23 protein-coding genes are annotated in these 26,308 nt (G+C 63.5%); 14 read left to right on the forward strand and 9 right to left on the reverse strand.

Features of this window, described 5'->3' with window-relative positions; genetic code table 11:
• The first annotated feature begins 131 nt into the window (after positions 1-131).
• Positions 132-2,522: a patatin-like phospholipase family protein gene (locus tag PAQ31011_RS08835; RefSeq protein ID WP_150575444.1), complete on the forward strand. Its 2,391-nt coding sequence runs from the start codon at positions 132-134 to the stop codon at positions 2,520-2,522.
• 6 nt (positions 2,523-2,528) lie between these two features.
• Here PAQ31011_RS08835 and PAQ31011_RS08840 read toward each other — a convergent pair whose 3' ends face one another.
• From PAQ31011_RS08840 to PAQ31011_RS08850, 3 genes are all read right to left on the reverse strand, one after another.
• Positions 2,529-3,680 carry an ATP-binding protein gene (locus PAQ31011_RS08840; protein ID WP_150575445.1) on the reverse strand — a complete coding sequence of 384 codons (1,152 nt, stop codon included), beginning with the start codon at positions 3,678-3,680 and terminating at the stop codon, positions 2,529-2,531.
• Between the two features lie 39 nt (positions 3,681-3,719).
• Complete coding sequence (locus PAQ31011_RS08845) at positions 3,720-4,424, reverse strand: response regulator (protein ID WP_150575446.1); 705 nt, start codon at positions 4,422-4,424, stop codon at positions 3,720-3,722.
• A gap of 228 nt (positions 4,425-4,652) precedes the next feature.
• Positions 4,653-5,039: a DoxX family protein gene (locus PAQ31011_RS08850; RefSeq protein WP_246179448.1), complete on the reverse strand. Its 387-nt coding sequence runs from the start codon at positions 5,037-5,039 to the stop codon at positions 4,653-4,655.
• Positions 5,040-5,348: 309 nt separating this feature from the next.
• On the opposite strand from PAQ31011_RS08850, the gene PAQ31011_RS08855 reads away from it, so the two are divergent.
• The 5 genes from PAQ31011_RS08855 (at position 5,349) to PAQ31011_RS08875 (ending at position 10,394) form a co-directional block, all read left to right on the forward strand.
• Complete coding sequence (locus PAQ31011_RS08855; protein WP_150575448.1) at positions 5,349-6,053, forward strand: GntR family transcriptional regulator; 705 nt, start codon at positions 5,349-5,351, stop codon at positions 6,051-6,053.
• Between the two features lie 380 nt (positions 6,054-6,433).
• Positions 6,434-7,501 (forward strand): TauD/TfdA family dioxygenase, encoded by a 1,068-nt coding sequence (locus tag PAQ31011_RS08860; RefSeq protein WP_150575449.1) that lies wholly within the window; start codon positions 6,434-6,436, stop codon positions 7,499-7,501.
• Positions 7,502-7,565: 64 nt separating this feature from the next.
• Positions 7,566-8,459, forward strand: coding sequence for an ABC transporter substrate-binding protein (locus PAQ31011_RS08865; RefSeq protein WP_150575450.1), 894 nt, complete (start codon positions 7,566-7,568; stop codon positions 8,457-8,459).
• A 38-nt stretch (positions 8,460-8,497) separates the two neighbouring features.
• Positions 8,498-9,637, forward strand: coding sequence for an amino acid ABC transporter permease (locus tag PAQ31011_RS08870; protein WP_150575451.1), 1,140 nt, complete (start codon positions 8,498-8,500; stop codon positions 9,635-9,637).
• Between the two features lie 13 nt (positions 9,638-9,650).
• Complete coding sequence (locus tag PAQ31011_RS08875; protein WP_039402185.1) at positions 9,651-10,394, forward strand: amino acid ABC transporter ATP-binding protein; 744 nt, start codon at positions 9,651-9,653, stop codon at positions 10,392-10,394.
• A 69-nt stretch (positions 10,395-10,463) separates the two neighbouring features.
• On the opposite strand, the gene PAQ31011_RS08880 is transcribed toward PAQ31011_RS08875, so the two are convergent.
• Positions 10,464-11,492 (reverse strand): LacI family DNA-binding transcriptional regulator, encoded by a 1,029-nt coding sequence (locus PAQ31011_RS08880; protein ID WP_174990027.1) that lies wholly within the window; start codon positions 11,490-11,492, stop codon positions 10,464-10,466.
• A 123-nt stretch (positions 11,493-11,615) separates the two neighbouring features.
• Here PAQ31011_RS08880 and PAQ31011_RS08885 point away from each other — a divergent pair, with 123 nt between their 5' ends.
• The 3 genes from PAQ31011_RS08885 (at position 11,616) to PAQ31011_RS08895 (ending at position 15,081) form a co-directional block, all read left to right on the forward strand.
• Positions 11,616-13,148: an alkaline phosphatase D family protein gene (locus tag PAQ31011_RS08885; protein WP_150575453.1), complete on the forward strand. Its 1,533-nt coding sequence runs from the start codon at positions 11,616-11,618 to the stop codon at positions 13,146-13,148.
• A 5-nt stretch (positions 13,149-13,153) separates the two neighbouring features.
• Entirely contained in the window at positions 13,154-13,855 is a 702-nt protein-coding gene (locus tag PAQ31011_RS08890) for an HD domain-containing protein (protein WP_150575454.1), read from the forward strand.
• 86 nt (positions 13,856-13,941) lie between these two features.
• Entirely contained in the window at positions 13,942-15,081 is a 1,140-nt protein-coding gene (locus PAQ31011_RS08895) for a porin (protein ID WP_150575455.1), read from the forward strand.
• Between the two features lie 35 nt (positions 15,082-15,116).
• On the opposite strand, the gene PAQ31011_RS08900 is transcribed toward PAQ31011_RS08895, so the two are convergent.
• Positions 15,117-15,590 carry an Lrp/AsnC family transcriptional regulator gene (locus PAQ31011_RS08900; protein WP_150575456.1) on the reverse strand — a complete coding sequence of 158 codons (474 nt, stop codon included), beginning with the start codon at positions 15,588-15,590 and terminating at the stop codon, positions 15,117-15,119.
• A gap of 159 nt (positions 15,591-15,749) precedes the next feature.
• On the opposite strand from PAQ31011_RS08900, the gene PAQ31011_RS08905 reads away from it, so the two are divergent.
• The 4 genes from PAQ31011_RS08905 to PAQ31011_RS08920 are packed head-to-tail and all read left to right on the forward strand — an operon-like array spanning position 15,750 to position 19,819.
• The gene (locus PAQ31011_RS08905) at positions 15,750-17,018 is read left to right on the forward strand and encodes a Zn-dependent hydrolase (RefSeq protein WP_150575457.1); all 1,269 of its coding nucleotides are present in this window, start codon (positions 15,750-15,752) and stop codon (positions 17,016-17,018) included.
• 53 nt (positions 17,019-17,071) lie between these two features.
• Positions 17,072-17,302, forward strand: a complete 231-nt coding sequence (locus tag PAQ31011_RS08910; protein WP_150575458.1) for a hypothetical protein — start codon at positions 17,072-17,074, stop codon at positions 17,300-17,302.
• Between the two features lie 47 nt (positions 17,303-17,349).
• Positions 17,350-18,591: a diaminopropionate ammonia-lyase gene (locus PAQ31011_RS08915; protein ID WP_150575822.1), complete on the forward strand. Its 1,242-nt coding sequence runs from the start codon at positions 17,350-17,352 to the stop codon at positions 18,589-18,591.
• A gap of 49 nt (positions 18,592-18,640) precedes the next feature.
• Entirely contained in the window at positions 18,641-19,819 is a 1,179-nt protein-coding gene (locus PAQ31011_RS08920; RefSeq protein ID WP_150575459.1) for a M20 aminoacylase family protein, read from the forward strand.
• An 18-nt stretch (positions 19,820-19,837) separates the two neighbouring features.
• Here the strand turns inward: PAQ31011_RS08920 and PAQ31011_RS08925 are convergent, their stop codons facing one another.
• Positions 19,838-20,584, reverse strand: a complete 747-nt coding sequence (locus tag PAQ31011_RS08925; RefSeq protein WP_150575460.1) for a GntR family transcriptional regulator — start codon at positions 20,582-20,584, stop codon at positions 19,838-19,840.
• Between the two features lie 231 nt (positions 20,585-20,815).
• On the opposite strand from PAQ31011_RS08925, the gene PAQ31011_RS08930 reads away from it, so the two are divergent.
• A complete protein-coding gene (locus PAQ31011_RS08930; RefSeq protein WP_150575461.1) occupies positions 20,816-22,270 on the forward strand; it encodes a 2-hydroxymuconic semialdehyde dehydrogenase in 1,455 nt (484 codons plus the stop codon).
• Between the two features lie 89 nt (positions 22,271-22,359).
• Here PAQ31011_RS08930 and PAQ31011_RS08935 read toward each other — a convergent pair whose 3' ends face one another.
• Genes PAQ31011_RS08935 through PAQ31011_RS08945 form a run of 3 tightly spaced genes read right to left on the reverse strand, consistent with a single transcriptional unit; the run spans position 22,360 to position 26,139 of the window.
• Positions 22,360-23,556: an aminotransferase-like domain-containing protein gene (locus PAQ31011_RS08935; RefSeq protein WP_150575462.1), complete on the reverse strand. Its 1,197-nt coding sequence runs from the start codon at positions 23,554-23,556 to the stop codon at positions 22,360-22,362.
• 20 nt (positions 23,557-23,576) lie between these two features.
• Positions 23,577-25,076 (reverse strand): L-piperidine-6-carboxylate dehydrogenase, encoded by a 1,500-nt coding sequence (gene amaB, locus PAQ31011_RS08940; protein WP_150575463.1) that lies wholly within the window; start codon positions 25,074-25,076, stop codon positions 23,577-23,579.
• Between the two features lie 37 nt (positions 25,077-25,113).
• On the reverse strand, positions 25,114-26,139 hold the full coding sequence (locus tag PAQ31011_RS08945) for a DUF1338 domain-containing protein (RefSeq protein ID WP_150575464.1): 1,026 nt from the start codon (positions 26,137-26,139) through the stop codon (positions 25,114-25,116).
• Positions 26,140-26,308: the final 169 nt, after the last annotated feature.

Genomic DNA, 26,308 nt, shown 5'->3' on the forward strand with positions numbered 1-26,308 from the left:
CGTCCATCGACACACCTCGCGCCTGTCAGATCCCCTACACGCAATTCGCGGGATTTGTGTCGCTTTTTTGGTCCATTAGGTGAAACGGAAAGCGGGTATTCTTGCGGTTTTCCCAAATCTCTCCGTAAGCCATGAGCCGTTTCCCCAAACTTCATTTGCGCGACGGGGGCGGTTTTCGTTGGCTCGGCGCATGCCTGCTGGTCGGTGCACTTTTCATCGCGGCCACGTCGGCGGCAAGGGCCGCACCGACCACAGCAATCGCGACCGTCGCAACGCCCACTGCGGCGACGACGGGCACCACGCCCACGACACCCGGAACGATTTGTCGTGTCGACGGCGGTGATCCGGGACGCCCGTCGATCGGGCTAGTGCTTTCCGGCGGCGGCGCACGAGGCTACGCTCACCTCGGCGTACTCAAGGTGCTCGAAGAGAATCGTATTCCGGTGGACTGCGTCGCGGCGACGAGCATGGGCGCGGTCGTGGGCGGTTTGTACGCGAGCGGTCTGAGCGCGCCCGACATGCGCGCGCGGCTTGAGCACGTGAACCTCGCGGACGTGGCGTTCGACGTCACCGATCGCAGCGATCTTCCGCAGTCGCAGCGCGAAGACGAGCGCTACTACGTCGACAGCTTCTCCCTCGGCTTCGGTCGCAACGGCTTCCAGCTGCCGTCGGGACTGGTGCATGGCAACCGGCTTCAGGCGTTGTTGCAGGAATGGACGCCGAACATCGGCGGCTCCGTATCGTTCGACAAACTTCCGGTGCCTTTCCGCGCGATTGCCGCCGACTTGCAGACGGGGCAGATGGTCGTGCTCGATCGCGGCTCGTTGCCGCAGGCGATTCGCGCGAGCATGGCGCTGCCGGGTCTCTTCTCGCCGGTGGACGTCAACGGCCGCACGCTGGTCGACGGCGGCATCGTCAGCAACTTGCCGATCGAGACGGCGCGCTCGATGGGCGCGGACGTTGTGATTGCCGTGGACATTGGTTCGCCGCTGCGTCCGTTGAACGCGCTGTCGTCGCCAGCGGACGTGTTCCAGCAGATGGTCGGCATTCTGATCCGGCAGAACGTCGCCCGTCAGCGCGAGCAGCTTCGCGCAACCGACGTGCTGATTCAGCCAGACCTTGGCCGTCTGACATTCACCGACTTCGAGAACGCGCCACAAGGCATCGCCGCGGGCGAAGCTGCTGCACGGGCGGCGCTGCCGCAGCTTCAGCGGCTCGCGCTGAGTCCTGAGCAATACGCCGTGTGGCGTGCCGCGCATGGAAAGGCGGCGACGCAAACGGTACGCATCACCAAGGTCGAGATCAATTCGCGCGGGGTGGTGCCGGCGAAGCGCATCCGGGCGGCGCTGCACGTGAAGGAGGGCGACGTCTACGACCCGGCCGCGGTCAACAAGGACCTGCTCGCCCTCGTCAACGAAGACGATTTCGAGAGCGTCACGCAGCAAATGGTGGAAGAGAACGGCGAGCACAAGCTCGTTATCACCGCGCAGGAAAAGCGCTGGGGACCGAACTTCCTGCTGTTTGGCCTCGGCTTGTCGGCGACGTCGAAGGAAGAGGGTAGCTTCCGTCTGCACCTCGGCTATCGCCGCCCGTGGCTCACGAGCAGTGGTCTCGAAGCGCGTGCCGACGCTACCCTCGGCAGCGACGTCCTCGCGTTTCATGGCGAGTTGCGTCAGCCGTTCGCCAATCCGTGGGGCGCCTACATCGCGCCGTATGTGGAAATTCAGCGCCGTCACGCCAACGTGTACGACGAGTCGGGTGATATCAGACTCACGCGGTATCGACTCACCACGGAACGTGCCGGTGTCGACATCGGCTTCCCGATATCGACGCTCGGCGACTTCCGCGTCGGTCTGGTGTATGCGCACGGCACGGCTGTGCCGCAGTACAACCTGCCCATCGGCAATGACGATGACGACGATGCGTCCCCGACCAGGCAATTGCTCTTCCCCGACATTTACGGACGTCAGTTGAGTGCCCGTGCAAAGCTGGTGATCGATCAGCTCGACGATCCGCAATTCGCCCGTCGCGGTTACTTCACAGAGTTGCGCGCAGAACGGTCGCTATTCGCGGGCAGCAACAGCTATACCGAGGTGTACGGCAAGGGTATGGTGGCGATGAGCTACGGGCGGCACAGTGTGAGCGCCACGGTGGAGGCGGGCAACAACTTTGGCGGGACCAACGTGACGAACCCGCTCGGCTTCACGCTCGGCGGCTTCCAGCACTTGTCCGCATACGCCGCCGATCAACTGGCAGGCAACTCCATGATGTACGGGAACATCACGTACATGAACCGGATTGCGTCGTTCAGCGCATCGCCGATCCGGCGTCTGTTCGTCGGGGTGAGCGTGGAAGCGGGCAACGTCTGGGCGGTGGACGATTCCTTCGGCAGCGGCTCGCTCAAGCGCAGCGTCACGGTCTTCACCGCCCTCACGACGTCGTTCGGCCCGATTTACTTCGGTGTGGCGTTCGCGCCCGGCGGGCGTAACAACATCTACTTCCAGTTGGGACGCACGTATTGATGCGGATCAGGGCGTCGCGGTGGGCGTGGTTGAGGGCGCAACCGATGGCGTTACGGCGGGCCAGCTGATTTCGAAGCGCGCCCCGCCGAGGCTGACGGGGTCGGTCGCCGCGACGTTGCCGTTATGTGCCTGCATGACCTGCTGCGTGATGGCGAGACCGAGTCCGTAGCCGCCGGTGCGGCGGTCGAGTCGCACGAAGGCGTCGAAGATCCGTTTGCGGTCGTCCGGCGGAATGCCGGGACCATCGTCTTCTACATAGATGCCGATGTTCCCGTGACGCAACTGCATGCCCACGACGATGCGCGAGCGCGCATACCGGCTCGCGTTGCGCAGCAGATTGCGCATGGCGTACGCCATCAGCCGCTTATCCATGACGACCTGATACGCTGGCCCCAGATTGCACTCCATCGTGATGTCGCGCTCGGCGTAGAGCAGAGAGGCGTCGCGCACCTGATTCGCGAACCAGTGTGCAACCGATGTGGCTTCAAGATTCGACTGAAGCGAGCTGTACTCAAGCCTCGCGAACGTCAGACTCATGTCGATGAGTTCGTCGAGTTCGGTCACGTCCAGATCGATGCTCGTCAGCGCTTGCTGGCAAGCGTCGGCTGACGACGTCGGGTCGCGCAATATTTCCAGCGCAAAGCGCAGACGCGCGAGCGGCGTGCGCAGTTCGTGCGAGATGCCGTTGGTCAGATCGCGCTGCGTGGCAATCAGCTTCTCCATGCGCTCGGCCAGTGCGTTGAGCGTGCGCGCCAGCGGGCCGATGATGACGCTGTAGGACTCCTTTGCGCGCGTGTGGAAGCGACCGCCGCTGAAGTCGATGGCGCGCTCGCGCACCATCACGAGATCGACCCAGACCGGACGCATCCACCGATACGCGACGATGGCAGGCAGCAGTAGCGTGCTCAATATCACGGGCACCAGAAAGTGCGCCGTCCCCAGACTCTCGCGCCACGCGATGCCCGGCGCGTTGAATACGATGAAGAGCGCCGGGACGGCGAGCACCAGCAGACAAAGCCCCAGCAGATTCGTGTACGTGCGCACGAAGAGCCGCGACCAGCTGGGACGCCGGTCGGCGCGGGTGTCCGTCCATGAACGACGAAATCGCTGCCACCGCAGCCGGCAGTATCGATAGGGCTGGAAGGGGTTGGCGGGCATGATGTGCGCCGGGCTGGCCGGTCGTGAGATCGTGCCGGGTCAGTCCCAGCAGGATTTGTTGAGTTGATACCCCTTGCCGCGCACCGTCAGAATGCACTGCGGGGCCGAGGGATCGTCGTTGAGCTTGCGTCGCAGCTTGTAGATGCCGCCGTCCACCGAGCGGTCGATGCCGTCGAACTCCACACCGCGCAAGTGTCGCACCAGTGCGTCGCGCGTCACCACTTCGCCCGCCGAGCAGGCCAGTGCCCAGAGCAGATCGAATTCGGCAGAGGTCAGGTCGGGCTGCTTGCCGTTGGGCAACGTGACGGACCGGGTGCCCCGGTCGATGCGGCACCGGCCGAGCGTGATGTTCTCGGGCGAATTGCTCGCGGGAATCAGGTGTTCGTTGCGGCGCAGTTGCGCCTTGATGCGCGCGAGCAGCACGCGCGGCTCCACCGGCTTGTGGACGTAATCGTCCGCGCCCAGCTCCAGCCCCAGCACTTCGTCGAATTCCTCGTCGCGTGCCGTCACCATGATGACGATGCCGCGGTACTGCGCGCGGGCTTCACGACAGATCTCGAAGCCGTCCTTGCCCGGCAGATTGACGTCGAGAATCACCAGATCGGGGCGGCGGCGCAAGATCGTTTGCACGGCACGTGCGCCATCGAGCACGCATTCGACCTGATAGCCGTGCTTCTGAAGGTAGCCGCAAACCAGGGCGGACAGACGGGCGTCGTCTTCAACGAGGAGGATGCGGGCGGACATGTGGATGCTGAAGGGAGATGGGGCGAGTGTAACGATTTCTGTCGCGCTGGTATTGCCTGGCGACAAAACTCGACAATTCTCCAACGTCGATGCGTTGTGTTTTCGGTATCCGCTTAAAAGTACACCCCGAGGGCCGTAAGCCTCTCGGGGTGTTGTTCGGACGACCTGCCCGTTCGAATTGCTTGTTTGATTTGCCCGGAATTGCCCGATACGGCCGGGCTGACGGACTTACGCCTTCGACGACGACTTGTCCGCGTGTGCGACCAGCAGGAGGAAACCACCGGCAATCGCAATGTTCTTGAAGAAGTTGTTCAGTTGTCCGCTGAATTGCGCGGGGTCGGCGGCCCAGAATTTATGACCGATGAGGGCCGTCGCCACGGTATAGACCGCGAGCAGCAGCGCCAGCGGCTTGAGACGCCAGCCCAGAATCAGCGCGATGGCACCACCGGCTTCGATCAGGATGACCAGCGCGGTAACGACTTCTGCGAAGGGCAGACCGATCGCGGCGAAATAGCCGACGGTCGCTTTGAAGGCGAAGATCTTGCGAACCCCGGCGATCAGGAACAGGGCCGACATCAGCACCCGTGCAAACCACTGAATATTGAAACGATGCATGGTGATTGTTTTCATCCAAAAGCGAATTTCGTTCGACAAAGACGTCGGCGTTACGGCATTAGGGCGTGCCTGCGTGATGTGCTGTCGCAGGTGGCGCTCATCATATCGACGCGATACGCAGCACGAAATACGTGTCCGGGTAACTTAAAGTTGCATGGACGGAACAATCGACGTGAAACCTTTGAAGGGACGCGCGATCACCGGATATCCGAGAAATGTTCAACCGGGCGATGACGTCGAAACGTATACGGAATTGAGAATTTGTATAATCGTTGCGTTATCGACTTCAGCCTCGATGGGTGTTCTGCTGTGACCAAATCCTCTCGCGACGACGCGACTGCCAATCTCGCCGCCACTGCCACGCTCGATGAAGCCTCGCTCTCGACGGCGGACCGGGCTTACGAGGCCATTCGCCGTCAGATCGTGTCGGGCGAATTGCCTGAAGGTGCACCGATTCGTCAGGACGAGATCGCGGCGCAAATCGGCGTGAGCAAGATTCCGGTACGTGAGGCGCTGATGCGTCTGCAATCCGAGGGATGGGTGTCGCTCAAGCGTCATTCGGGCGCGATCGTTTCGCCACTCACGGTGAACGATTGCGTCGAGATGCTCGACATGCGCATCGCACTCGAATGTCGCGCGCTGGAGATTGCGGTGCCGAACATGGCACCGAGCGATCTCGCGCTGGCAGAACAATTGTTGAAACGCTACGCGAAGGCCGACACGCCGCAATCGTGGAGCGATCTGAATCTCGCATTCCATCAGGCGCTCTACGCACCGGCGAATCGCCCGCGTCTCGTCGCCACGGCGCAGGCGGCACAAGAACGCATGGGACGTTTTCTGCGCGCGCACCTCTCGGCCGTCAACGACCACCAGCGCTCGACCGACGAGCACATCGCTATCCATCAGGCCTGCGCTGCGGGCGACACAAAAACGGCCGTGCACCTGCTGCGCAAACACCTCGAACAAACGCAACGCGAAGTGATGGCGTATTTCCGGCTGAACGGGAAGGTTTAAGCACGCCCTCCGCTCGTCATCAGTTGCCCCTGCTCGTCCGAAATCGTATACGAAAATAATAAATGATATACGGACCCAATTTTGTTCGCGTATAGTCCATGTGACCGGGGTTTTGCGTACCCGGCTGTTCGGGCAGTCCCGCGCGGGGCTTTGGGCCTGAAACTTGTCTCGTCTGTCGTCTGCCAGAGAGGCGCCGCGCGCGCCCGCACTGCGATGTAGAGCGCACCCAGGACACCTTGCCGCTGTGTTGTTTTCCAGGGCTAGGACTTTCCCTGATCCGACGCAACCCCTGATTGCCGGAAGCGAAAAACTGGGTGTAATGTCTTTACATGTATATACAACGCAGGACGAATTACTCAATACATCTATCAGGAGGTTTCATGTCCGAGTCGAAGAGTCTTCAGGGCGCTGCCGTCTGGCGCGGTGCCGAAATGGTGAACAACGATCGTTGGGTCAAGACGTTCCCGGCACACGTGCTCGATCAGATCGATGCTGCGCTGGAGCAAACGCGCAACGTCGACTGGCGCGACATCAATCGTCAGAACTTCCCGCTGCCCGATGCGGGCGCGTTCTTCGACGACGTTCGTGAAGAACTCGAAAACGGCTCCGGCATGGTCAAGATTCGCGGTCTCGACGTGAGCCGCTACGACGCCGAACAACTGCGTCGCATCTGGTACGCGCTCGGTGCACACCTCGGCACGCCGATGTTCCAGAACTGCCGTGGCGAAGTCATGCGCGAGATCAAGGACGAAGGCATGGGCGTCGGTGCGAAGCTCTACGGCGCGACCGTCGACAGCTCGGGCAAGCAATTCCTCTCGTCCGGTGCACGTACGCTCTCGCCGGGACAACTGCGCTTTCACACGGACCGCTGCGACGTGGTCGGTCTGCTGTGCGTGCGTCAGGCATCGGAAGGCGGCGTGAGCAAGCTGGCCAGCAGCGCGACCGTCTACAACGAGATGCTCAAGCGTCGTCCGGATCTGCACGCGCTGCTGTGCAATGCCATTCCGCGCAGCCGTTTCGGCGAAGAAGCCGGTGGCGAACACATCGCTTACGACCTGCCGATTTTCGGCGTGCGAGACGGCAAGCTGACGAGCCACTTCTCGCTCACCTATATTGAGAACGCCCAGATGCTGCCGGGCGTGCGCAAGCTCAGCGACGCGGAGCACGAAGCCATCCAGATGCTCATGGCGCTGGCCGAAGAAGAGTGCTTCCAGATGCGTTTCGCGCCGGGCGACATTCAGTTGCTGAACAACCACATCGTGTACCACGGCCGTACGGCTTTCGTGGACGATGTGCAGACCGGTCAGGACCGCATGCTCATGCGTCTGTGGCTGTCGGTGCCCAACTCCCGTGCATTGCCCGACGATCACGCCGTCCTCTGGGGCGACGTCGCCTCGGGCAAGCCGCATGGCGGCATCGCTCAACCGGCCGCAGCATTGCCCGCGTGACCAACTGAAGCCCACGCGCCCGCGCCCCGAATCACATACTAAAGACGCAAGGAGAGACCCCCTCATGAAACCGATCGAACAGCAGGACAACAATCGCGCAACCCGCAAGACGACCCACCTGCGCTCGCTGCTCATTCCGCTCGTGCTGGGCGGCCTCTCCGTCTTGTCGACGGCAGCCACCGCCGCACCCGACTTCGGCAACTGCCAGGTCACGGGCACGCGTGGCTCGATCAAACTCGAAACGGTCACGCCGGGTGCACTGTCGGTGCGTCCCGTGTTGCCCGCGCCGGGCTGGTGGAACGGTGATTCGCCCGACACCATCAAGGACGGCTTCGAGTACTGCATGGCCGCCAACATGGCGTATCGCGCGGGTCTGGATCGCGTGATCGTCGTCAACCGTTCGTTCGCGCAAGTGGTGACGGGGCAGGCGAAGGGCTTCGACATCGCACTGAGCGAAATCACCATCACCGACGAGCGCAAGAAGGTCGTCAACTTCACCGATCCGTACTTCAGCTCGGATCAGGGCATTCTCGTGAAGAAGGGCACCAAGGTCGACAAGGACAGCATCAAGAAGATGCGTCTGGGCGTGAAGCAGGGCACCACGATCCTGCCGTACCTGACGGACAAGGTGAAGGTCGAAGAGCATCCGAAGGTCTACACCGACGCCGCCGCCATGTACGCCGCACTGGCCGCCGGTCAGGTCGACGCTGTGCTGTACGACACGCCGAACGTGCTGTCCATCGCGAAGAAGTCGGAAGGCCGCTTCGAAGTCGTCGGCCGCTATGACACGAGCGAACAGTGGGGCGGTCTCGTCAACAAGGATTCGCCGAATCTGGCCGCCTTCAACAAGCTGATCGCCGAGATGAAGAAGGACGGCACGTTCGACCGTCTGGCCACGCAATACCTCGTGCCGAGCCTCGGCGCGGATCCCGCCAAGCTGCCGATCCTGACGCCGTGAGGTCGGGGAGACCCGAGTCAATCTCTGAGTCAATCTCTATGAGCGAATCCACTCAAAAGGCACCAGGGTCCATCCTCGGTGGCATGGGCCGCGAGCGCCGTCTGAACGTGGGCGGCACGCCGTCCGCGCCGACGGTGCTGTGCCTGTGTGCATTGCTGGGGGCGGCGATTGCCGTCGCCAGCAGCGTCTACACGATCGGGGCCCTGCGTGAAGGGCTGATCGCCAATCAACTGGGCGGCTGGTGGGTGCCCGTCGGTACGGTGCTGCTCGGGCTGGCGTCGTTGCTCGTGCTTATTCCGCTGGTGCGTGCGTTTGCGCGTTACCGGGACTTCCGAAGCGCTACATCGCGTCGTGACATCGTCGCGGCGCGTGTGGCGAAGGCCGAAGCCGGGGTGCAAAGCTGGATCACGCTGGGCTACACGCTGGCCCAACTGATCGTCGTGCTCGCGTTGCAGTTCGTGCTGGCGAACGATCTGGCAGTGGCGAAGACATTCTTCCTCGTCCCGCTCATCGCGGAGACGTTCCCGCTCGTGCTTGAAGCCTTCTGGGTGAACGTGAAGATATTCCTGATCGCGGAAGTCTTCGTGCTGATCTGGGGCCTGATCGTGGCGCTCGCCATGTTCGCACCGGGCAATGCCGGCAAGCCGCTGCGTTTCATCGCCACGGCTTACGTCGACATCTTCCGCGCGATGCCCGCCGTGCTGGTGATCTATCTGGTCGGTTTCGGCCTGCCGCTCACCGGCGTGCCGATCCTGAAGGACCTGTCGCTGACCACTTACGTCGTGATCGCGTTGACGCTCACCGTCGGCGCGTACGTGGCGGAGATCTACCGCGCCGGTATTCAGGGCGTGCACTGGTCGCAGGTGGCGGCGGCGCGCTCGCTCGGCCTGTCGTACACGCAGACGCTGCGCTTCGTGGTGTTGCCGCAGGGTATCCGGCAGATCATTCCGCCGCTGCTCAACGCCTTCATCGCGTTGCAGAAGGACACGGCGCTCGTGAACGTCGTCGGGGTGATCGATGCCTTCAACCAGTCGATGGTGATCGCGTCGAACCACTACAACCTGTCGGCGGCCACGACTGTCGCCATCCTGTTCATCATCATCTCGGTTCCGCAGGTGCGCTTTGTGGAACGGATGGCCAAACGCGACCGCGCCCGCATGCGTGCCGGCGGTGCCTGAGGAGCGAACGACCATGTCATTCATCGAGATTCGCGACATTGCCAAGTCATATGGCGACGTGTCGGTCATCAACGGTCTGGCGATGACGGTGGAGGAGCATCAGGTGGTGTGCCTGATCGGTCCGTCCGGTTCCGGCAAGTCGACGTTGCTGCGCTGTATCAACGGGCTGGAGTCCATCGACGCGGGCGAGATCCTCGTGCACGGCGACCGCATTACCGGGCCCGGCGTGGACGTCAACTCGCTGCGCCGGGACATCGGTATCGTGTTCCAGGGCTACAACCTGTTCCCGCACATGACCGTGCTGGAGAACGTCACACTCGCGCCGATTCGCGTGCTCAAGCAGCCCAAACGTGAAGCGGAAGAACGTGCGATGGCGTTGCTGGAGCGCTTCAGTCTGGCGCACAAGGCGAACGAGTATCCGGACCGCATGTCGGGCGGGCAGCAACAACGCGTGGCCATCGTGCGTGCGCTGGCGATGGACCCGATGGTGTTGTTGCTCGACGAAATCACGTCGGCGCTCGATCCGGAGCTGGTGTCCGAAGTGCTCAACATCGTGCGCGATCTGGCACACGAGGGCATGACGATGCTGCTCGCCACGCACGAGATGGGCTTCGCGCGCGAGGTCGCATCGAAGGTCTGCTTCCTGTGCGACGGTGCAGTATGCGAGGAGGGGCCGCCGGAGCAGATTTTCGGCGATCCGCAGCAGGAACGTACGCGTGCTTTCCTGCGGAGCATCCGGCAAGCCAAGCGTCTGTAATGAACACCCCCTCGCGCCTCACGGTTCGAGGGGGGGTTTCTTGGATGCGACGTTTTCTGCGCGAGGCGATCAGGCGATGTATGGTCCGGTCGAATCCCGCAGAACCAGCTTCGTTTTCACCGTGCTGACCTTGGTCGGTTGTCCGGCGCGCTTGCGCAGGAATGTGTCGACGGCCGCCTCGCCGAGCGATTGCGTGGGGATCGCGACCGTGGTCAGCGGCGGCTCCAGCAGCGACGCGAGTTCGATATCGCCGACGCCCACGACCGACACCGATTCCCCGACCTTCAGGCCGCAGCGCGTGGCGGCGCGATAGACCAGCGGTGCGAGCAGGTCGTCATCGCAGACGAACGCCGTCGGACGGTCGGGCTGCGAGAGCAAAGCTTCGATACTTGATGACGAGGTCTCGCCGAACGGCAATTCGATCTCCCGACGGGCGTCGTACTTAAGCCCGTGCGCCTGCAATCCTTCCCGATACGCCCGTGATCGCACGCGGAACGTGTTGGCTTCGAGATCGAAGCCCACGCGCGCGATGCGCGTATGCCCGAGCGACGCGAGGTGATCGACCATCTCCCGCACGATGACATCCGATGCGATGAAGACGTCCGCATCGGCAGACGAATCGCCGTCGACCACGACGACGGACGTCGGCATGATCTCCAGCGCACGCGCCGTCCACGACGCCTCCCAGAAGATCATGCCGTCAAAGGCGTGTGCATCGAGGCTAAGCAGCAGACGCTCCGGGTCGTTCCCGTACTCTCCGGAGTCGCCGGTGTTGATGAGCACGGTGGCGTAACCGTTGGCCGCAGCACTCCCGATCACCGACTTCAGCACCGAAGCGAAGTAGGGGTTCGAGACGTTCGGCACGCCCAGTGCGAGCAGCTTCTGCGTGCCGAGCTTCAGGCCGCGCGCCGACGAGTTCGGCCGATAGCCCAGCGTCTGGGCGGCCTGAAGGATCTGTTCGCGCCGCTCGGGCGTGACGCGGCCCTCGGCCTTGCCACCGAACACCAGCGACACCGTGGATTGGGAAACACCGGCCAGACGGGCGACATCGCGGCTCGTCGGACGCGCAGCCGCAGGACTTTTCTTCTTATCGCTCATTGCGTTCATTCACGCGTTGAATTTTTAAAAATTCGAGTTTAGTGGTTAAAATCCGTCAGTCATACGTATGACACGATCCGAAATGCATACTTCGACGCATTCGCAGTGTAATGGGAAACAGCAATGAAGCGTCGTACCTTTCTCGCCGGCTCCGGTCTTCTGGTGGGTGCCCCGGCGGTGATCATCCGGCAGTCGAGCGCGCGCAGCGTGTCGCACGGCACCCGCTTTCCGTTCTCGGTCGCGAGCGGCGATCCGACCGCGGATGCCGTTGTGCTCTGGACGCGTCTTGCACGCGACACCGTCGACACGAGCCCTGTGGCGAGTACGCCGGTGAACGTCGAGTGGATGGTTGCGACCGACCGCCGGATGACGAAGGTCGTGCGGCGCGGCGTCGCCGTCGCAGAGCCGATGTACGGGCATTCGGTGCACGTCGATGTCGCGGGTCTCGCGCCGGATCGGGAGTACTGGTACGCCTTTCGCTGCGGCAACGAGCTGAGCCCGATCGGACGCACTCGCACGTTGCCGTCCGAGCGTGCCGATATCTCGCGCTTCAGGTTCAATGTCGTGTCGTGTCAAAACTGGGAGCAAGGGTATTTCGATGCTTATGACGGCATGGCCGCCGACGATCCGTCTTTTGTGATGCACGTCGGCGATTACATCTACGACGTGAGCCGTGGCGGCGGGGTGCGCGACCACGAGCGCCGCGCACTGCCGATGACGCTCGACGACTATCGCCGCCGTCACGCGCTGTACAAGACTGACGCCGCATTGCGACGTGCGCATGAAACGTTCGCGTTCATTTTCACGCTCGACAACCACGACGCCCTGGAAGACAACACCACCGACGTCACCCAACTCAAGCGTCGCGCGGCCGCCTATCAGGCGTGGTACGAGTTTCAGCCGGTGCGCTATGCGCCGCTGCCGGCATCGCCCGCTATGCAGATTCAGCGGGGCTACGACATCGGCAATCTGATGCGTCTCACGATTCCCGACACGCGCCAGTTCCGTGATTCGGAGACGCCGTGCGCGTCGGTATCGGATAGCAAGTTCGCGTTCGGTGTCTACGAGCAGGCGTGCAAGGCCAACGATGCGCCTGAGCGTTCGATGCTCGGCGCAGGACAGGAGTTGTGGCTCAAGGATCGTTTGCAGAACACGCCCGCGCAGTGGAACATGATTGCTTCGACGGTGAAGATGACGCCGTTCGACATGCGGCACAATGACGCCCTTTACCGCTACCTGCAATCGTGGGACGGCTATCCCGCCGAGCGCAATCGCATCCTTGATCAGATCACGGCGGCTCGTGTGCCTAACCCGGTCTCGCTCTCGGGCGACATTCACTCGTACATCATCTCGTCCGTGGTGCGCAATGTGGGCGACGACCCGCGCACTGCGCCGATGACAGAACTGGTGGGCACGTCGATCAGCGCGCTGTGGCCCGAGCCGCTCGACAAGCCGATGGCGCAGGGATTGCCGCTGAACCCGCACGTCAACTATTACGAGAGTCAGCAGCGCGGATACATGCGATGCACGGTCACGCGCGACGCGCTGCTCACCGATCTGCGCACGATCGACTTTACCGACAAACCCGGTGGCACCGTCCGGACGAGCAAGCGCTTCGTCGTCGAGAACGGCAAGACCGGCGCACAGGAAATCTGAACGTCATGAACGCTACGACTCATCCGCTGCTGCAAGCCTTCTTCCCCTATGGCGACGTGATCGCCGCCGTGCTCCGCATCATGGGCGTTTCTGCCGATCAGCAGGACAGCGACGACGGCTCGCACGACTGGTCGCATCTGATTCGTGTGTGGAAACTGGTGACGGAAATCGCCGTCGACGATCCGACGCTCGATCTTGAGATGCTCGCGGTATCGGTGCTGCTGCACGACTGCGTGCAAGTGGAGAAGACGGACCCGCGCCGCGCGCAAGCGTCAAGGTTGTCGGCGGCGAAGGCCAGCGAGGTGCTGCGCACCCTGGGGTGGGACGCCATGCGCATCGACGCCACGGCGCACGTCATCGAAGCGCACAGCTTCTCGGCGGGAATCGAGCCCCGCACGAGTGAAGCGGGCGTGCTGCGCGATGCCGACCGGCTCGATGCCATCGGCGCCATCGGTATCGCCCGCACGTTCTACGTCGCAGGGCGCAATGGCTCGCGGCTTTACGACCCGCTCGATCCTTTCGCCACGGATCGCGACCTTGACGACCGCCGCTTTGCACTCGATCACTTCGAGACGAAGCTGCTGCACCTCGCGGACGGTTTGACGACAGACACCGCGCGGCGCATCGGAGAACACCGCATCGCCACCATGCGCGCCTACGTCGAGCTGCTGCGCGACGAGATTACAACGACACGTCCAACGTCCTGATCGTCTCTGAACCCTTCCTGATCCTATAACACTGACGAATGAGAATTCGTCAACTGTTGACAAGTTAATTAGTTATGCGAAATAACATGATGAAGATGCCCGTCGCGGCAGGTCTGCTGCTGGGTGCCGTCTGCGCGATGCCGTCCGTCGCGCTGGCGCAGAGTTCGGTGACGCTGTACGGCATCATCGACACCAGCCTGCAATATGTGAATCACGCAGGCGGCAAGCAAAGCCAGATATCGATGGTGACGGGCAACGGTCTCGGCACGCGCTGGGGCGTTACCGGCACCGAGGATCTCGGCGGCGGGCTGCAATCCGTGTTCAAGCTGGAGAACGGCTTCGATTCGACCAACGGCAAGCTGCTGCAAGGCTCGCGGGAGTTCGGGCGTCAGGCGTACGTGGGATTGACGAGCCGCGAGTGGGGCTCGGTGCTGATCGGGCGGCAGTACGACCCGCTGATCGATCAGGTGCTGCCGACACAGGGCAACTTCTTCGTGGCGGGCTACTGGACTGCGCCGGGCGACGTCGACAACTCGCAGAACACGGCGCGTGTAAGCAATTCCGTGAAGTGGACGAGTCCGGTGTGGCGCGGCGTGCAGATCGAAGGCATGTATGCGCTCGGCGGCGTGGCGGGTGCGCAGGCCTCCGGTCAGACGTACAGTGCCGCAGGGTCCTACACGTTCGGCCCGGCGCGTGTGGCGGCAGGGTATCTGCATATCGATAACGGCAATGCCCGCGCGACGACACGTCCGTCGAGCACGACCGACTTCTTCTTCGTGAGTGCCGTGAACCGCGCATACGCCAGCGCGAAGTCCATCGACATTTATCGGGCAGGGGGACGTTACACGCTCGGCAACGTCACGCTCGGCGGCTACTACAGCCAGTCGTATTACAACGCGGATGCCGCTTCGACTTTCCGAACGACGCAGCGCTACGACAGCTATGGTGTCTACGCGGTGTGGCAAATCTCGCCCGCGCTCGCTGCGCAGACGGGCTACGACTACCTGAATTCATCGGGGGATTCGTCGGCGCACTACCATCAGGTCAGTGCGGCGGTGGATTACAGCCTTAGCAAGCGCACGGACCTCTTCTGTGTGGTGACTTACGCGCACGCTACGGGCTACAACGGCATCGGTCCGGCACAGGCGGCCATTGCGACCGTCTACGTCGACGCGGGCGTGAATTCGCAGATGTATGTCACTGCTGGCGTGCGGCACAAGTTCTGAGCTGCAACGTCCTCGTCTCCACGCCGTCGTCAGGTTCACCCTGCGACGGCGTCCAGCGGTACCTCCAGCCCGACCTTCACGTTGCTCATCGAGACGAGCGTCTTGAAGCGTTTGACGTTGTTGCTCTCGAAGAACAGCGAGCGCGTGAGCGTCGTGTACTGCGCCATGTTCTGCACGACCATGATCACCACGAAGTCGCATTCCCCCGCGACGTAATAGCACTGCTGCACCTGCGGACAGGCGAGAAAGCTGCGCTTCATGGCGTCGAGCAGGTCGAGACGTTCGTTCTCGACTTCGACTTCCGTGATGATCGTGAGCGGATAGCCGACCTGCTCCGGGTCGACCAGCGAGACGGTTTTGCGCGTCACGCCTTCCTCCGCGAGTTTCTTCAGCCGCCGGTTCACTGCCGCAGACGACAGATTGACCTGCGCCCCCAGCGCGTGCTGAGGCGTTGTCGCATCCTGCTGAATCGCCGCAAGGAGGGCGATGTCGTAACTGTCGAGGCTCATTTGCGCAATAAAAATTCGATAGAGACGCCAAAAACGCGTAAATCGTACGCGTACTCCGGAATATTATTCAGGCTGTCCGATGATACTCCGCTAGCGGCGACCTCCCGAAGTCCATGCCGCAGCGCGCTTTCGACCCCTAGAAGAACAACCGACCGCCTCATGTCCGACACGAAAACCCCCGCGCTTCGCCTGAACGGCCCCGTCCTGCTCCAACAACTTCGCGAACTTGGCGAGATCGGCACCGATCCCGTCGCAGGTGGCCGCACGCGCGTTGCGCTGACCGACGACGAGAAGGCTGGCCGCGATCAGGTCGTCGCGTGGATGCGCGCGCTCGATCTCGACGTGCAGATCGACCGCATCGGCAACATCTTCGGCACGCTGCCCTCGGCGACGAAGGACGCTTCGGGTCAAATGCCCCGCCCGCTGATGATGGGCTCGCACATCGATACGGTCGTCAACGCCGGTGCGCTCGATGGGTGCTACGGCGTGCTCGGCGGTCTGGCGGTCGTGCGCGCGTTTCGCGACGCAGGCATCGTGCCGTCGCGTCCGATCACGGTGGCGGCGTTCACCAATGAGGAAGGCGCGCGCTTCCACCCCGACATGATGGGATCGCTCGTGCACGCGGGCGGGCTGCCGGTGGACGAAGCGCTCGACGCCATCGGTACCGATGGCGCGCGTCTGGGCGACGAACTCGTGCGCATCGGCTACGCCGGTGAGATGGAACCCGGCACGCTCGTTCCTCACGAATACCTTGAACTGCACATCGAGCAGGGGCCGATTCTCGAAGCCGAAGGGCTGGAGATCGGTGTCGTCGAGAACTTGCAGGGCATCTCGTGGCAGCAGATCACCGTGCAGGGCAACGCCAACCACGCGGGCACGACGCCGACACGTCTGCGTCACGATGCCGGTTACGTGGCCTCGGCGACGGTGACCGAGCTGCGACGGATTGCCGTCGAATCGGGCACGACGCTCGCGACGGTTGGCACGATGAAGTTCGAGCCGAGCGTCATCAACGTGATTGCGCGCCGCGCGGTGTTCACCGTCGACATGCGCGATCCGAGCGAACAGCGTCTTGCGCAGAGCGAAGCGCGTCTGGCCGATTTTCTGACGAAGATCGCGGAGGCCGAAGGCGTGCGTATTTCGACGGAGCGTCTGGCGCGCTTCACGCCGGTGGTCTTCAACGCCGAACTGGCCGACGTGATCGAAGCCTGCGTCAAGCGCCGGGGTCTGTCGTACAAGCGCATGACGTCGGGCGCGGGACACGATGCGCAAATGATCGCGCGCATTGCCCCGGCGGCGATGATCTTCGTGCCGAGCCGTGGCGGCATCAGCCACAACCCGCGCGAACACACCGACGACGACCAACTGGTGCGCGGTGCCGAGGTGCTGCTCGACGTCGTCGCGCAACGACTGGGCGTGCCGCTGTAAGTCAGCGGCTGCGTTCATGAACATCTAGGGTCTGTTCACATTAATACGGGCTCGTGAACGTGTTCTACCGGCTGGCTGGCAAGGCGCTCGCAGCGCCGCTTGGTCGCCCCAAGCAAGCTGCGGGCAACGCCGCCAGACGGCCGGTAGGGCACGTTCCCTTCGGGTTGTCCACCCAAAGGGGCGATCGCGGCGTCATGATCCTCGCGAATATTACCGATATTCGCTTCGGCTCATTCCTTGCGCTCGCCCCTTTGGCCGGGCAACACGAGCCCGTATTAATGTGAACAGACCCTAGCGATATCCCGCAATACCGGAGCCCCCCATGCCCCCCATGCTTTACGTCAACCCGCAAGCTGCACGCGCGCCGTACCCGGCCGACCTTCAGGACATCATGAGCATCGCTCGCGCGCAGGAAAGCCGCGAGTGGCTTGCGCATTGGGACGGACTCACACCGGGCGCTACGCCGCTGCGTTCGCTGCCGGATCTGGCGGCGTCGCTCGGTGTGCGCAGCGTGTTGGTGAAAGACGAAGCGCTACGCTCAGCGCTCGGCAGCTTCAAAGCGCTGGGCGCGCCGATTGCCCTGGTGCGCCTGTTGCTGCGTCAGTTCGAAGGGAAGGGTTTTGCTGCGAAATCGCTGCTCAACGGCGAGCATCGCGACGCGCTGACCGACTTCACCGCGATCAGCGCGACGGACGGCAATCACGGCCGTGCGCTGGCGGCTGCGGCGCAAAGCATCGGCTGCCGCTGCGTGATCGTGCTGCATGCGCATGTCAGCGACGAGCGGGAGCAGGCGATTGCGGCGTATGGCGCGGAGATCGTACGCATCGCAGGCAACTACGACGACTCCGTGGAAGAAGCGGCGGCGCTGGCAGCGCGTCACGGCTGGCATGTGGTTTCGGATACGTCCTACGATGGATACGAAGTCATCCCGCGCGACGTCATGCAAGGCTACGCCACGGTGGCGGCGGAAGTCTCGGAAGCGCTGGATGGCGATGCATCGCACAAGGATTCGGCCAGCCCTGCGGCGAACGTTACGCACGTCTTCTTGCAAGGCGGCGTGGGCGGCCTGGCGGCGGGCATCGTGAGCTATCTGTGGGAGCGCTGGGGCGTGTGGCGCCCGACGTTCGTGGTCGTCGAGCCGGAGCAGGCCGACTGTCTGTATCAGAGCGCTATCGCGGGGAAAGCGGCCTCGGCTTCGGGGGCGGTCGATTCGGTGATGGCCGGGCTGGCGTGTGGTGAGACGTCGCCGCTCGCGTGGCGTTTCCTGCAACCGTCGGTCGACGCATTCATGACCGTCACGGACGCACAAGCAGTGCAGGCGATGCAGCGGCTCGCACGCGGCACCGACAGCGATGTGCCGTTCGTTGCTGGGGAGTCCGGTGTAGCCGGGCTGGCGGGGCTGATGCTAGCGGCGGCAACGCCGACGATGGCGTCGGCGCTCGGCCTCACGTCCGACTCGCGCGTATTGCTCATCAGCACCGAGGGCGCGACGGCGCCTTCCGTCTACGCCGAACTGGTCGGTGAGTCGGCCACGTCGGTCGAGGCGCGCCAGCAGGCGTGGCTCGCACGCTAACCTCGTCACGTATCTAGCCTATTGATCAGGCGAATCGCCGGAGCCACGTATGAGTCACGACACCGCACAAGAGACGTATTTCGCCCGCGCGCTGACCGGATGGCGGCACGCGTTCCATCGTCAGCCGGAAACGGGCTTCGAGGAAGTCAGCACTTCGCAGACGGTGGCGACGATTCTCGAGAGCCTCGGGCTGGACGTACATCGCAACATCGGCGGCACGGGCATTGTGGCGAACCTGCGTGTCGGCGACGGCACGGGCGCGATCGGTATTCGGGCCGACATGGACGCGTTGATGATCGACGAGAAGGCAGCGGGTCGCGACTACGCGTCGCAAGTCCCCGGCAAGATGCACGCGTGCGGTCACGACGGTCATATGTCGATGGTGCTGGGAGCGGCGAAGCTGCTCGCCGAGTCGCGCGACTTCAACGGCACGGTGCGCTTCATCTTCCAGCCCGCCGAGGAACACGGCCGTGGCGCGAAGGCGATGATTGCCGACGGGCTGCTTGAGCGCTTTCCCATCGATGCGATCTACGGCATTCACAACATGCCGGGCATTCCGACGGGACGCATCGCCACGCGCGTGGGCGGCATCATGGCGAGCGAGGACAACTTCGTCATCCGGATTCGTGGCAAGGGCACGCACGCGGCGCGACCGCACATGGGCGTCGATCCGCTGGTGATCGGCGCACAGATCGTCGTGGCGTTGCAGACGGTGGTGTCGCGCAGCGTCGACCCGGGCGTGTCAGCGGTGGTGTCGTGCACGGAGTTCATCACGGACGGCATTCGTAACGCGATTCCGACGAACGTCGAGATCCGGGGCGACACGCGCAGCTACACGCCGGACGTGCAACAACTGCTCGAGGCACGCATGCGCGACATCTGCATGGGCGCGTGCGCAATGCACGGCGCGCACTGCGAGTTCGAATACACGCACGAGTTTGCACCGACGATGAACTGGGCCGACAACACGGCACTGGCCGTGCGTGCGGCGCGAGCGGTGGCCGGCGGGCAAATGGTCGACGCGGAGATCGCGCCGGTGATGGCGTCCGAAGACTTCGGCGTGTTCTTGCAGCATGTGCCGGGCAACTTCGCGTTCATCGGCAACGGCAGTGGCGACGAACCTGGCGCGATCCCGCTGCACAACGCGTGCTACGACTTCAACGACGCGATTCTGCCGCTCGGCGCACGTTACTTCGCGCAGATCGTGCGTGACAGCTTGTCGCGCTGAGCGTCTGCGCTTGCCCGCTCAGCGGACCGCCGCGAGTGGCACCGTCCCGGCGTTGATCACGGCGTCGGGCAGTTCGCGAACGGCTTCCAGCGTCTTGCGGATGTGTGCGGCGAGCAACGTTGCGGCGCGGTCGGCGTCGCGCGCGAGGCACGCGTCGAAGATCGCCTGATGTTCTTCATGGACGTCGCGCGGCACCGGACGGTGCGTGATCGACAGTCGTCGATAGCGCTCCGACTGGCGATAGAGAATCGCCAGAAAGTGGTGCAGCCAGCGCGACGGGCACGCACGAATCAACACCTCATGGAACGCGCGGTTGCGCGCTTCCCACTGGGCAAATTGCCCGACGTCCTGCTCGCCATCCTTCCCAAGCCGCTCCTCCGCGAGCGAGAGCAGATGGAAGGCGCTCGTCAGATCGGCTTCCCACGCATCGTCGCCCAACGCGACCGACTGGCGTAGCGCCTCGGTCTCCAACTGCACGCGTGTCTCGGTGATGTCGATGAAATCGGCCAGCGAGATCGGCGTCACCCGAAAACCGCGATGGCCGTGCTGGACGACGAGTGCGTCCGCCACCAGCAGCGCCAGCGCCTCGCGCAGCGTTCCTGCCCCCACTTCGTACCGATCCTTCAGATGCTCGACGCGCAGCTTTTCGCCCGGCGCGAGATGGCCCTCGACGATGTCGCTGCGCAGACGCATGTAGGCGCTTTGCGCCAGCGTGGCGTCGGCAGCCGGGGCAGGCTGGGACGAGGGGGCGGTCGGGCTATGCATATGTCAGGCGGTCAGGACCTGTGGGGACGAGTGCCGAGAGTATAAGCGGCTTCCCTCAGATTGTCGCAAAATCGAAAAATAATCGAGATAAATAAAAATTCTCGAGAAAATGTTGACGGGGATCGGGTGACGGATTTATCGTGTGCTCCATGCCGGCGTCAGCCCCTTGACCGTTATCGGGGGGTGACGCCAATCCGCATCCAGCATCCAACCAGACAGAGAGCGTGAGACATGAAGGATTTCCAGAACTTCATCAACGGTGAGTGGGTGTCCAGCCCGCGCACCTTCGAGAACCGTAATCCGGTGGACAACAGCGTGATCGGCCTCGTTCACGAAGCCGGGCGCAGCGAAGTCGATGCCGCCGTGCGCGCCGCCCGCGCCGCGCTTCAGGGCCCGTGGGGCAAGATGACCGTCGCGCAGCGCGTGGAGCTGCTGCACGCGGTGGCCGACGGCATCAACCGCCGCTTCGACGACTTCCTGGCCGCCGAGATCGCGGACACCGGCAAGCCGCACGGACTCGCGAGCCATCTCGACATCCCGCGCGGTGCGGCGAACTTCAAGGTGTTCGCCGACATGATCAAGAACGTGCCGACCGAGTCGTTCGCGATGACGACGCCCGATGGCGGTAACGCGCTCAACTACGGCGTGCGCACGCCGCGCGGTGTGATTGCCGTCGTCTGCCCGTGGAATCTGCCGCTGCTGCTCATGACGTGGAAGGTCGGCCCTGCGCTGGCGTTCGGTAACACCGTCGTGGTGAAACCGTCGGAAGAAACGCCCGCGACCGCCACGCTGCTCGGCGAGGTCATGAACGAAGTCGGCGTGCCGCCGGGGGTCTACAACGTGGTGCACGGTTTCGGGCCGGAATCGGCGGGCGCATTCCTGACGGAGCATCCTGGCGTGAACGGCATCACCTTTACGGGCGAGACGCGTACCGGTGAAGCCATCATGAAGGCTGCGGCGAACGGCGTGCGTCCGGTGTCATTCGAACTCGGCGGCAAGAACCCGGGCATCGTGTTTGCCGATGCGGATTTCGATAAGGCCGTCGCGGGCATTACACGCTCGGCGTTCGATAACAGCGGTCAGGTATGTCTCGGTACGGAGCGCGTGTACGTGCAGCGTCCGATCTTCGAGCGCTTCGTGGCGGCGCTCAAGGAACGTGCCGAATCGCTGAAGATCGGCGACCCGTACGCGGAAGGCACGACCTTCGGCCCGCTCGTGTCGCAGGTGCATCGCGAGAAGGTGCTGTCGTACTACGCGAAGGCGCGCGAAGAAGGCGCGACGGTCGTGACCGGTGGCGGTGTCCCGGACATGCCTGCGTCGATGAAGGACGGCGCGTGGGTTCAGCCGACCATCTGGACGGGACTGCCGGAGACGGCATCGGTTATCCGCGAAGAGATCTTCGGGCCGTGCTGCCACATTGCACCGTTCGATACCGAAGAGGAAGTGATTGCGATGGCGAACGCCACGCCTTACGGACTGGCCGCGACGGTGTGGACGTCGGACGTCAGCCGCGCACACCGCATGGGCGCGGCGCTGGAAGTAGGCGTGTGCTGGATCAATGCGTGGTTCCTGCGTGACCTGCGCACCGCGTTCGGCGGTGCTAAGCAGTCGGGCATCGGCCGCGAAGGCGGCGTGCACTCGCTGGAGTTCTACACGGAGCTGCGTAACGTCTGCGTGAAGCTGTAAGCGACAGAGCAGGGAAGCACAAACGCCAAGGGCCTCGCCAACCGTCTCGTTCGAGACGGCCAGCGAGGCCCTTGTCATGATGGCGTGACTTACTTGCCCGTCGCGCCCATCGCACGTGCGAGACGTGCCACACCTTCTTCAATCGCCGTCACGGCCGGGGCTGCGAACGACAGACGCAGTGAAGCTTCGTCCACGTTGTCGGCGAAGAACGCCGTGCCCGGCACGAACAGCACCTTCTCGGCAATCGCGTTCGGCAACAGCGCGCTCGTCTTCACCGCCGCCAGTCGCGCCCACACGAACATGCCGCCCTGCGGTGCGTGGAACTGAATCGCGTCGCCGAGCTTGTCGCGCAGCGCGTTGCACATCGCTTCGCACTTGAGACGGTAGGCCTCGGTGATCTTCGGCAGATGTCGCGTGAGCGACCCTTCCGCGAGGTACTCGGCGGCGACGGCCTGCGTCCACGGCACGCTGCACAGATCCACCGTCTGTTTGGCGACGACGCAACGTCGCGCAATCTCCGGCGGTGCGACCGTCCAGCCCACTCGCAAGCCGGGCGCGACGACCTTCGACAGGCTGGAGAAGTGCACCACCCAGTCGCGCGATCCCGGCACTTCGGCCGTCAGACCGAGCATCGTCGGCACAGCCTCACCGGAGAAGCGCAGATCGCCGTAGGGATCGTCTTCGACGATCACGAAGCGGTATTCCACCGCCAGCTTCAGCAGTGCAATACGGCGTTCGCGCGAGAGCGTGGCCCCGGTCGGGTTGGCAAACGTCGGCACGGTATAGAGCAGCTTCGGCACGGCGATCTTGCCGTCGCGCAGCAGCGTGCTCAGTTGTGCGACGTCGAGACCGTCGGCATCGACCGGCACCGTGACGATCTTCGCCTGTTGCAGACGCAGTGCCTGCAACGTCGCCGGATAGGCGGGCTGTTCCGTCACGACGACATCGCCCGGTGCGACCATCACACGCAGCAACAGGTCGAGCCCTTGCTGCGAGCCGGTCGTCACCAGCAATTCCTCGGACGCACACGGTGCACCGCGTTGTGCCATCAGCGCGATGATCTGCGCCTTGAGTTCCGCGAGGCCGTCGGTCGGGCCGTATTGCAGGCAGCGCGTCGGCTGAGCGAACGCACGCGCCTGAGCCGCGGCCAGACCGTCGACGTCGAACAGATCGCTCGCCGGATAACCGCCGGCGAACGAGATCATGCCCGGCTCGGACAGGTATTTGAACAACTCGCGAATCGGCGAGCCAGCCGGATTCGCGAACGGAGTCGTAAAGTCGTACATGTCGGTTCGCTACCGCGACTTCACTCAATCGAGAAGTCGATGCCTTGCGCGAGCGGCAGGGCGGACGAATAGTTCACCGTGTTCGTGGCGCGGCGCATATAACCCTTCCATGCATCCGAACCCGACTCGCGGCCACCGCCGGTTTCCTTCTCGCCACCGAATGCGCCGCCGATTTCTGCGCCGCTCGGTCCGATGTTGACGTTGGCGATGCCGCAGTCGCTACCGGCCGACGACGTGAAACGCTCGGCTTCACGCAGGTCGTTCGTGAACACGCACGACGACAGACCGTGCGACGACGCGTTGTTGGCGTCGATGGCTTCGTTGAAGTCGCTGTACTTGAGGACGTAGAGAATCGGCGCGAACGTTTCCGTCAGCACGACTTCCGTTTGCGACGGCATTTCGACGATGGCCGGCGTCACGTAGAAGCCGCCTTCGTTGCCCGCCACCGTATGACGCTCGCCACCCGTCACCTTGCCGCCTTGTGCACGGGCCTGATCGAGCGCGCCTTGCATGCGCTTGAATGCGCCTTCGTCGATCAGCGGGCCCATCAGGGTGCCGCGCTCAAGCGGGTTGCCGATGGCGACCTTGCCGTACAGCGTCTTCAGACGGTCGACGGTCTTGTCGTACACGCTCTCATGCACGAACAGGCGACGCAGCGTGGTGCAACGCTGACCGGCGGTGCCGACCGCCGAGAACAGAATGCCGCGCAGGGCCAGTTCTGGGTTGGCGCTCTGCGTCACGATACCGGCGTTGTTGCCGCCGAGTTCGAGGATCGAACGGCCGAAGCGACGTGCGACTTCCACACCGACCTTGCGACCCATTTCGGTGCTGCCCGTGGCGCTCACGATGGCCGAGCGCGGATCGGCGACGAGCGCCTCACCCACGTCGCGACCGCCGATGATCAGCGCGGTCAGGCCTTCCGGTGCGTCGCCGAATTCGGCGATCACTTCTTCCATCAGCTTGTTCACGGCCAGCGCGGTCAGCGGCGTCTTTTCCGACGGCTTCCACACGACGGCATTGCCGCACACCAGTGCCAGTGCAGCGTTCCACGACCACACGGCGACCGGGAAGTTGAAGGCGGAGATGACGGTGCAAACGCCCATCGGATGCCACGTCTCAGCCATGCGGTGGCCGGGGCGCTCCGAGGCGATCGTCAGACCGTACAGTTGACGCGACAGGCCGACCGCGAAGTCGCAGATGTCGATCATTTCCTGCACTTCGCCCAGACCTTCTTGCAGGATCTTGCCTGCTTCGAGCGTGACGAGCGCGCCCAGTGCCTGCTTGCGCTCGCGCAGCTTTTCGCCGAGCAGACGCACCAGCTCGCCGCGACGCGGGGCCGGCACATTGCGCCATGCGGTGAACGCCTTGTGGGCGCGGGCGAGGGCGGCTTGTGCGTCGACGACCGACGCGCTGGCCACACGGCCGATCAGTTCGCCGTTGATCGGCGAATGCACGGCGATGTCGCCCGCTTCGGCCAGTTTGGCAATACCCAGTTCGTTGAGGATGGAGGTCGCGTTCACGTTAATACCCTTATGGAATTCAGCGTTGATTCGTTGATTACTTGGCGTTGGCCGTCATCTTGAAAATGCCCTGCGCGTTACCGGCATCGAAGCGAAGATCGATTTTCCAGCAGCGATTGGCGGTGTCGTACTCTCGGTGACGCGAGATGAATTCGTAGAACGAACCCGGCACGTCGCGCGTCACGGTCTCACCGTTCTTGCCACGGAACTCGCGACGCACGGTGTCGGCGCGATAGGCGGTCTGGAACACACGACCCGAGCGCGAGCGCTCGACTTCGGGCTTCATCGGGCGGCCCTTGGCTTTCTCGGCGTCCGACAGCGCGAACACATCTTCCACGCGGTCGGTGGCGTGGTTGAACGCATTGCCTTCGGTGGAGATCCACGCCATTTCGGCCGATTCTGCCAGCAACAGTTCGTAGTCGGCTTCGCTCGGCACGTCGTGTTGACGGGCAAACGCACCCACGATGACCGGCAGCAGCGCCTGTGCGCTCTCCAGCGGCAGCGTACCGTCGCGCTCCAGTTCCCACAGTTGTCCGACGGCAGCCGGCGTGAGCGGGTCTTTCGAGGTGCCGACGACGCGCGACACGGCCTGCTGGAACGTCTCCGAGAAACGCTCGGGATGCAGTTCGCTCACGAAGAATTGCGAGATCTCTTCAGGGGCGTCTTCGTGCGCATAGGCGCGGCCCGTCATGCCGAGACGGTCGAGCGGATAGCGACCGTTCAACTTGAAGCCGAGCGGACGCAGGATGCGCGTGAACGCCGCTTCACCTGGCGGCAGGGCGCCGTTCTGGTCCCAGCGCACGGTGCGCAGCGCGCCGTGATCGAAGTAGACGCCACCGCCAGCGGCAATGGCTTCTTCGGTGTAAGTGCGGCCGTTTTGCGAGCGTGCGAGCAGCCCTTCGAACAGCGCCATGTTCATGGCTTGCGCCAGTTCGGCGCGGGTAACGCGCCCCGGCTCGAAGTCGGACAGGATCGACGGCGAATTGAGCGTGGCGAAAAGCGCGTCGGTACGCGCTTCCCCGATCAGGGAAACCAGCAAGGACTGCACGTTGGCGTTGCGCATCAGGTTGTCTCGCAGGGGGATGCCGTCTTGTGCGACATCACAGGGTAAAGGTGTCAGGCGGTGTCAGGGCAAGGCATGCGGCGCACCGTCATGCCTTCTTGCAGTGACTGCATTATTGGAACGGATGCGTCTCGCGTAAAGCGAGATAAAATTGCCACTTGATGCGTTT

This window comes from Pandoraea aquatica (genome assembly GCF_902459565.1).
GTDB lineage: Bacteria > Pseudomonadota > Gammaproteobacteria > Burkholderiales > Burkholderiaceae > Pandoraea > Pandoraea aquatica.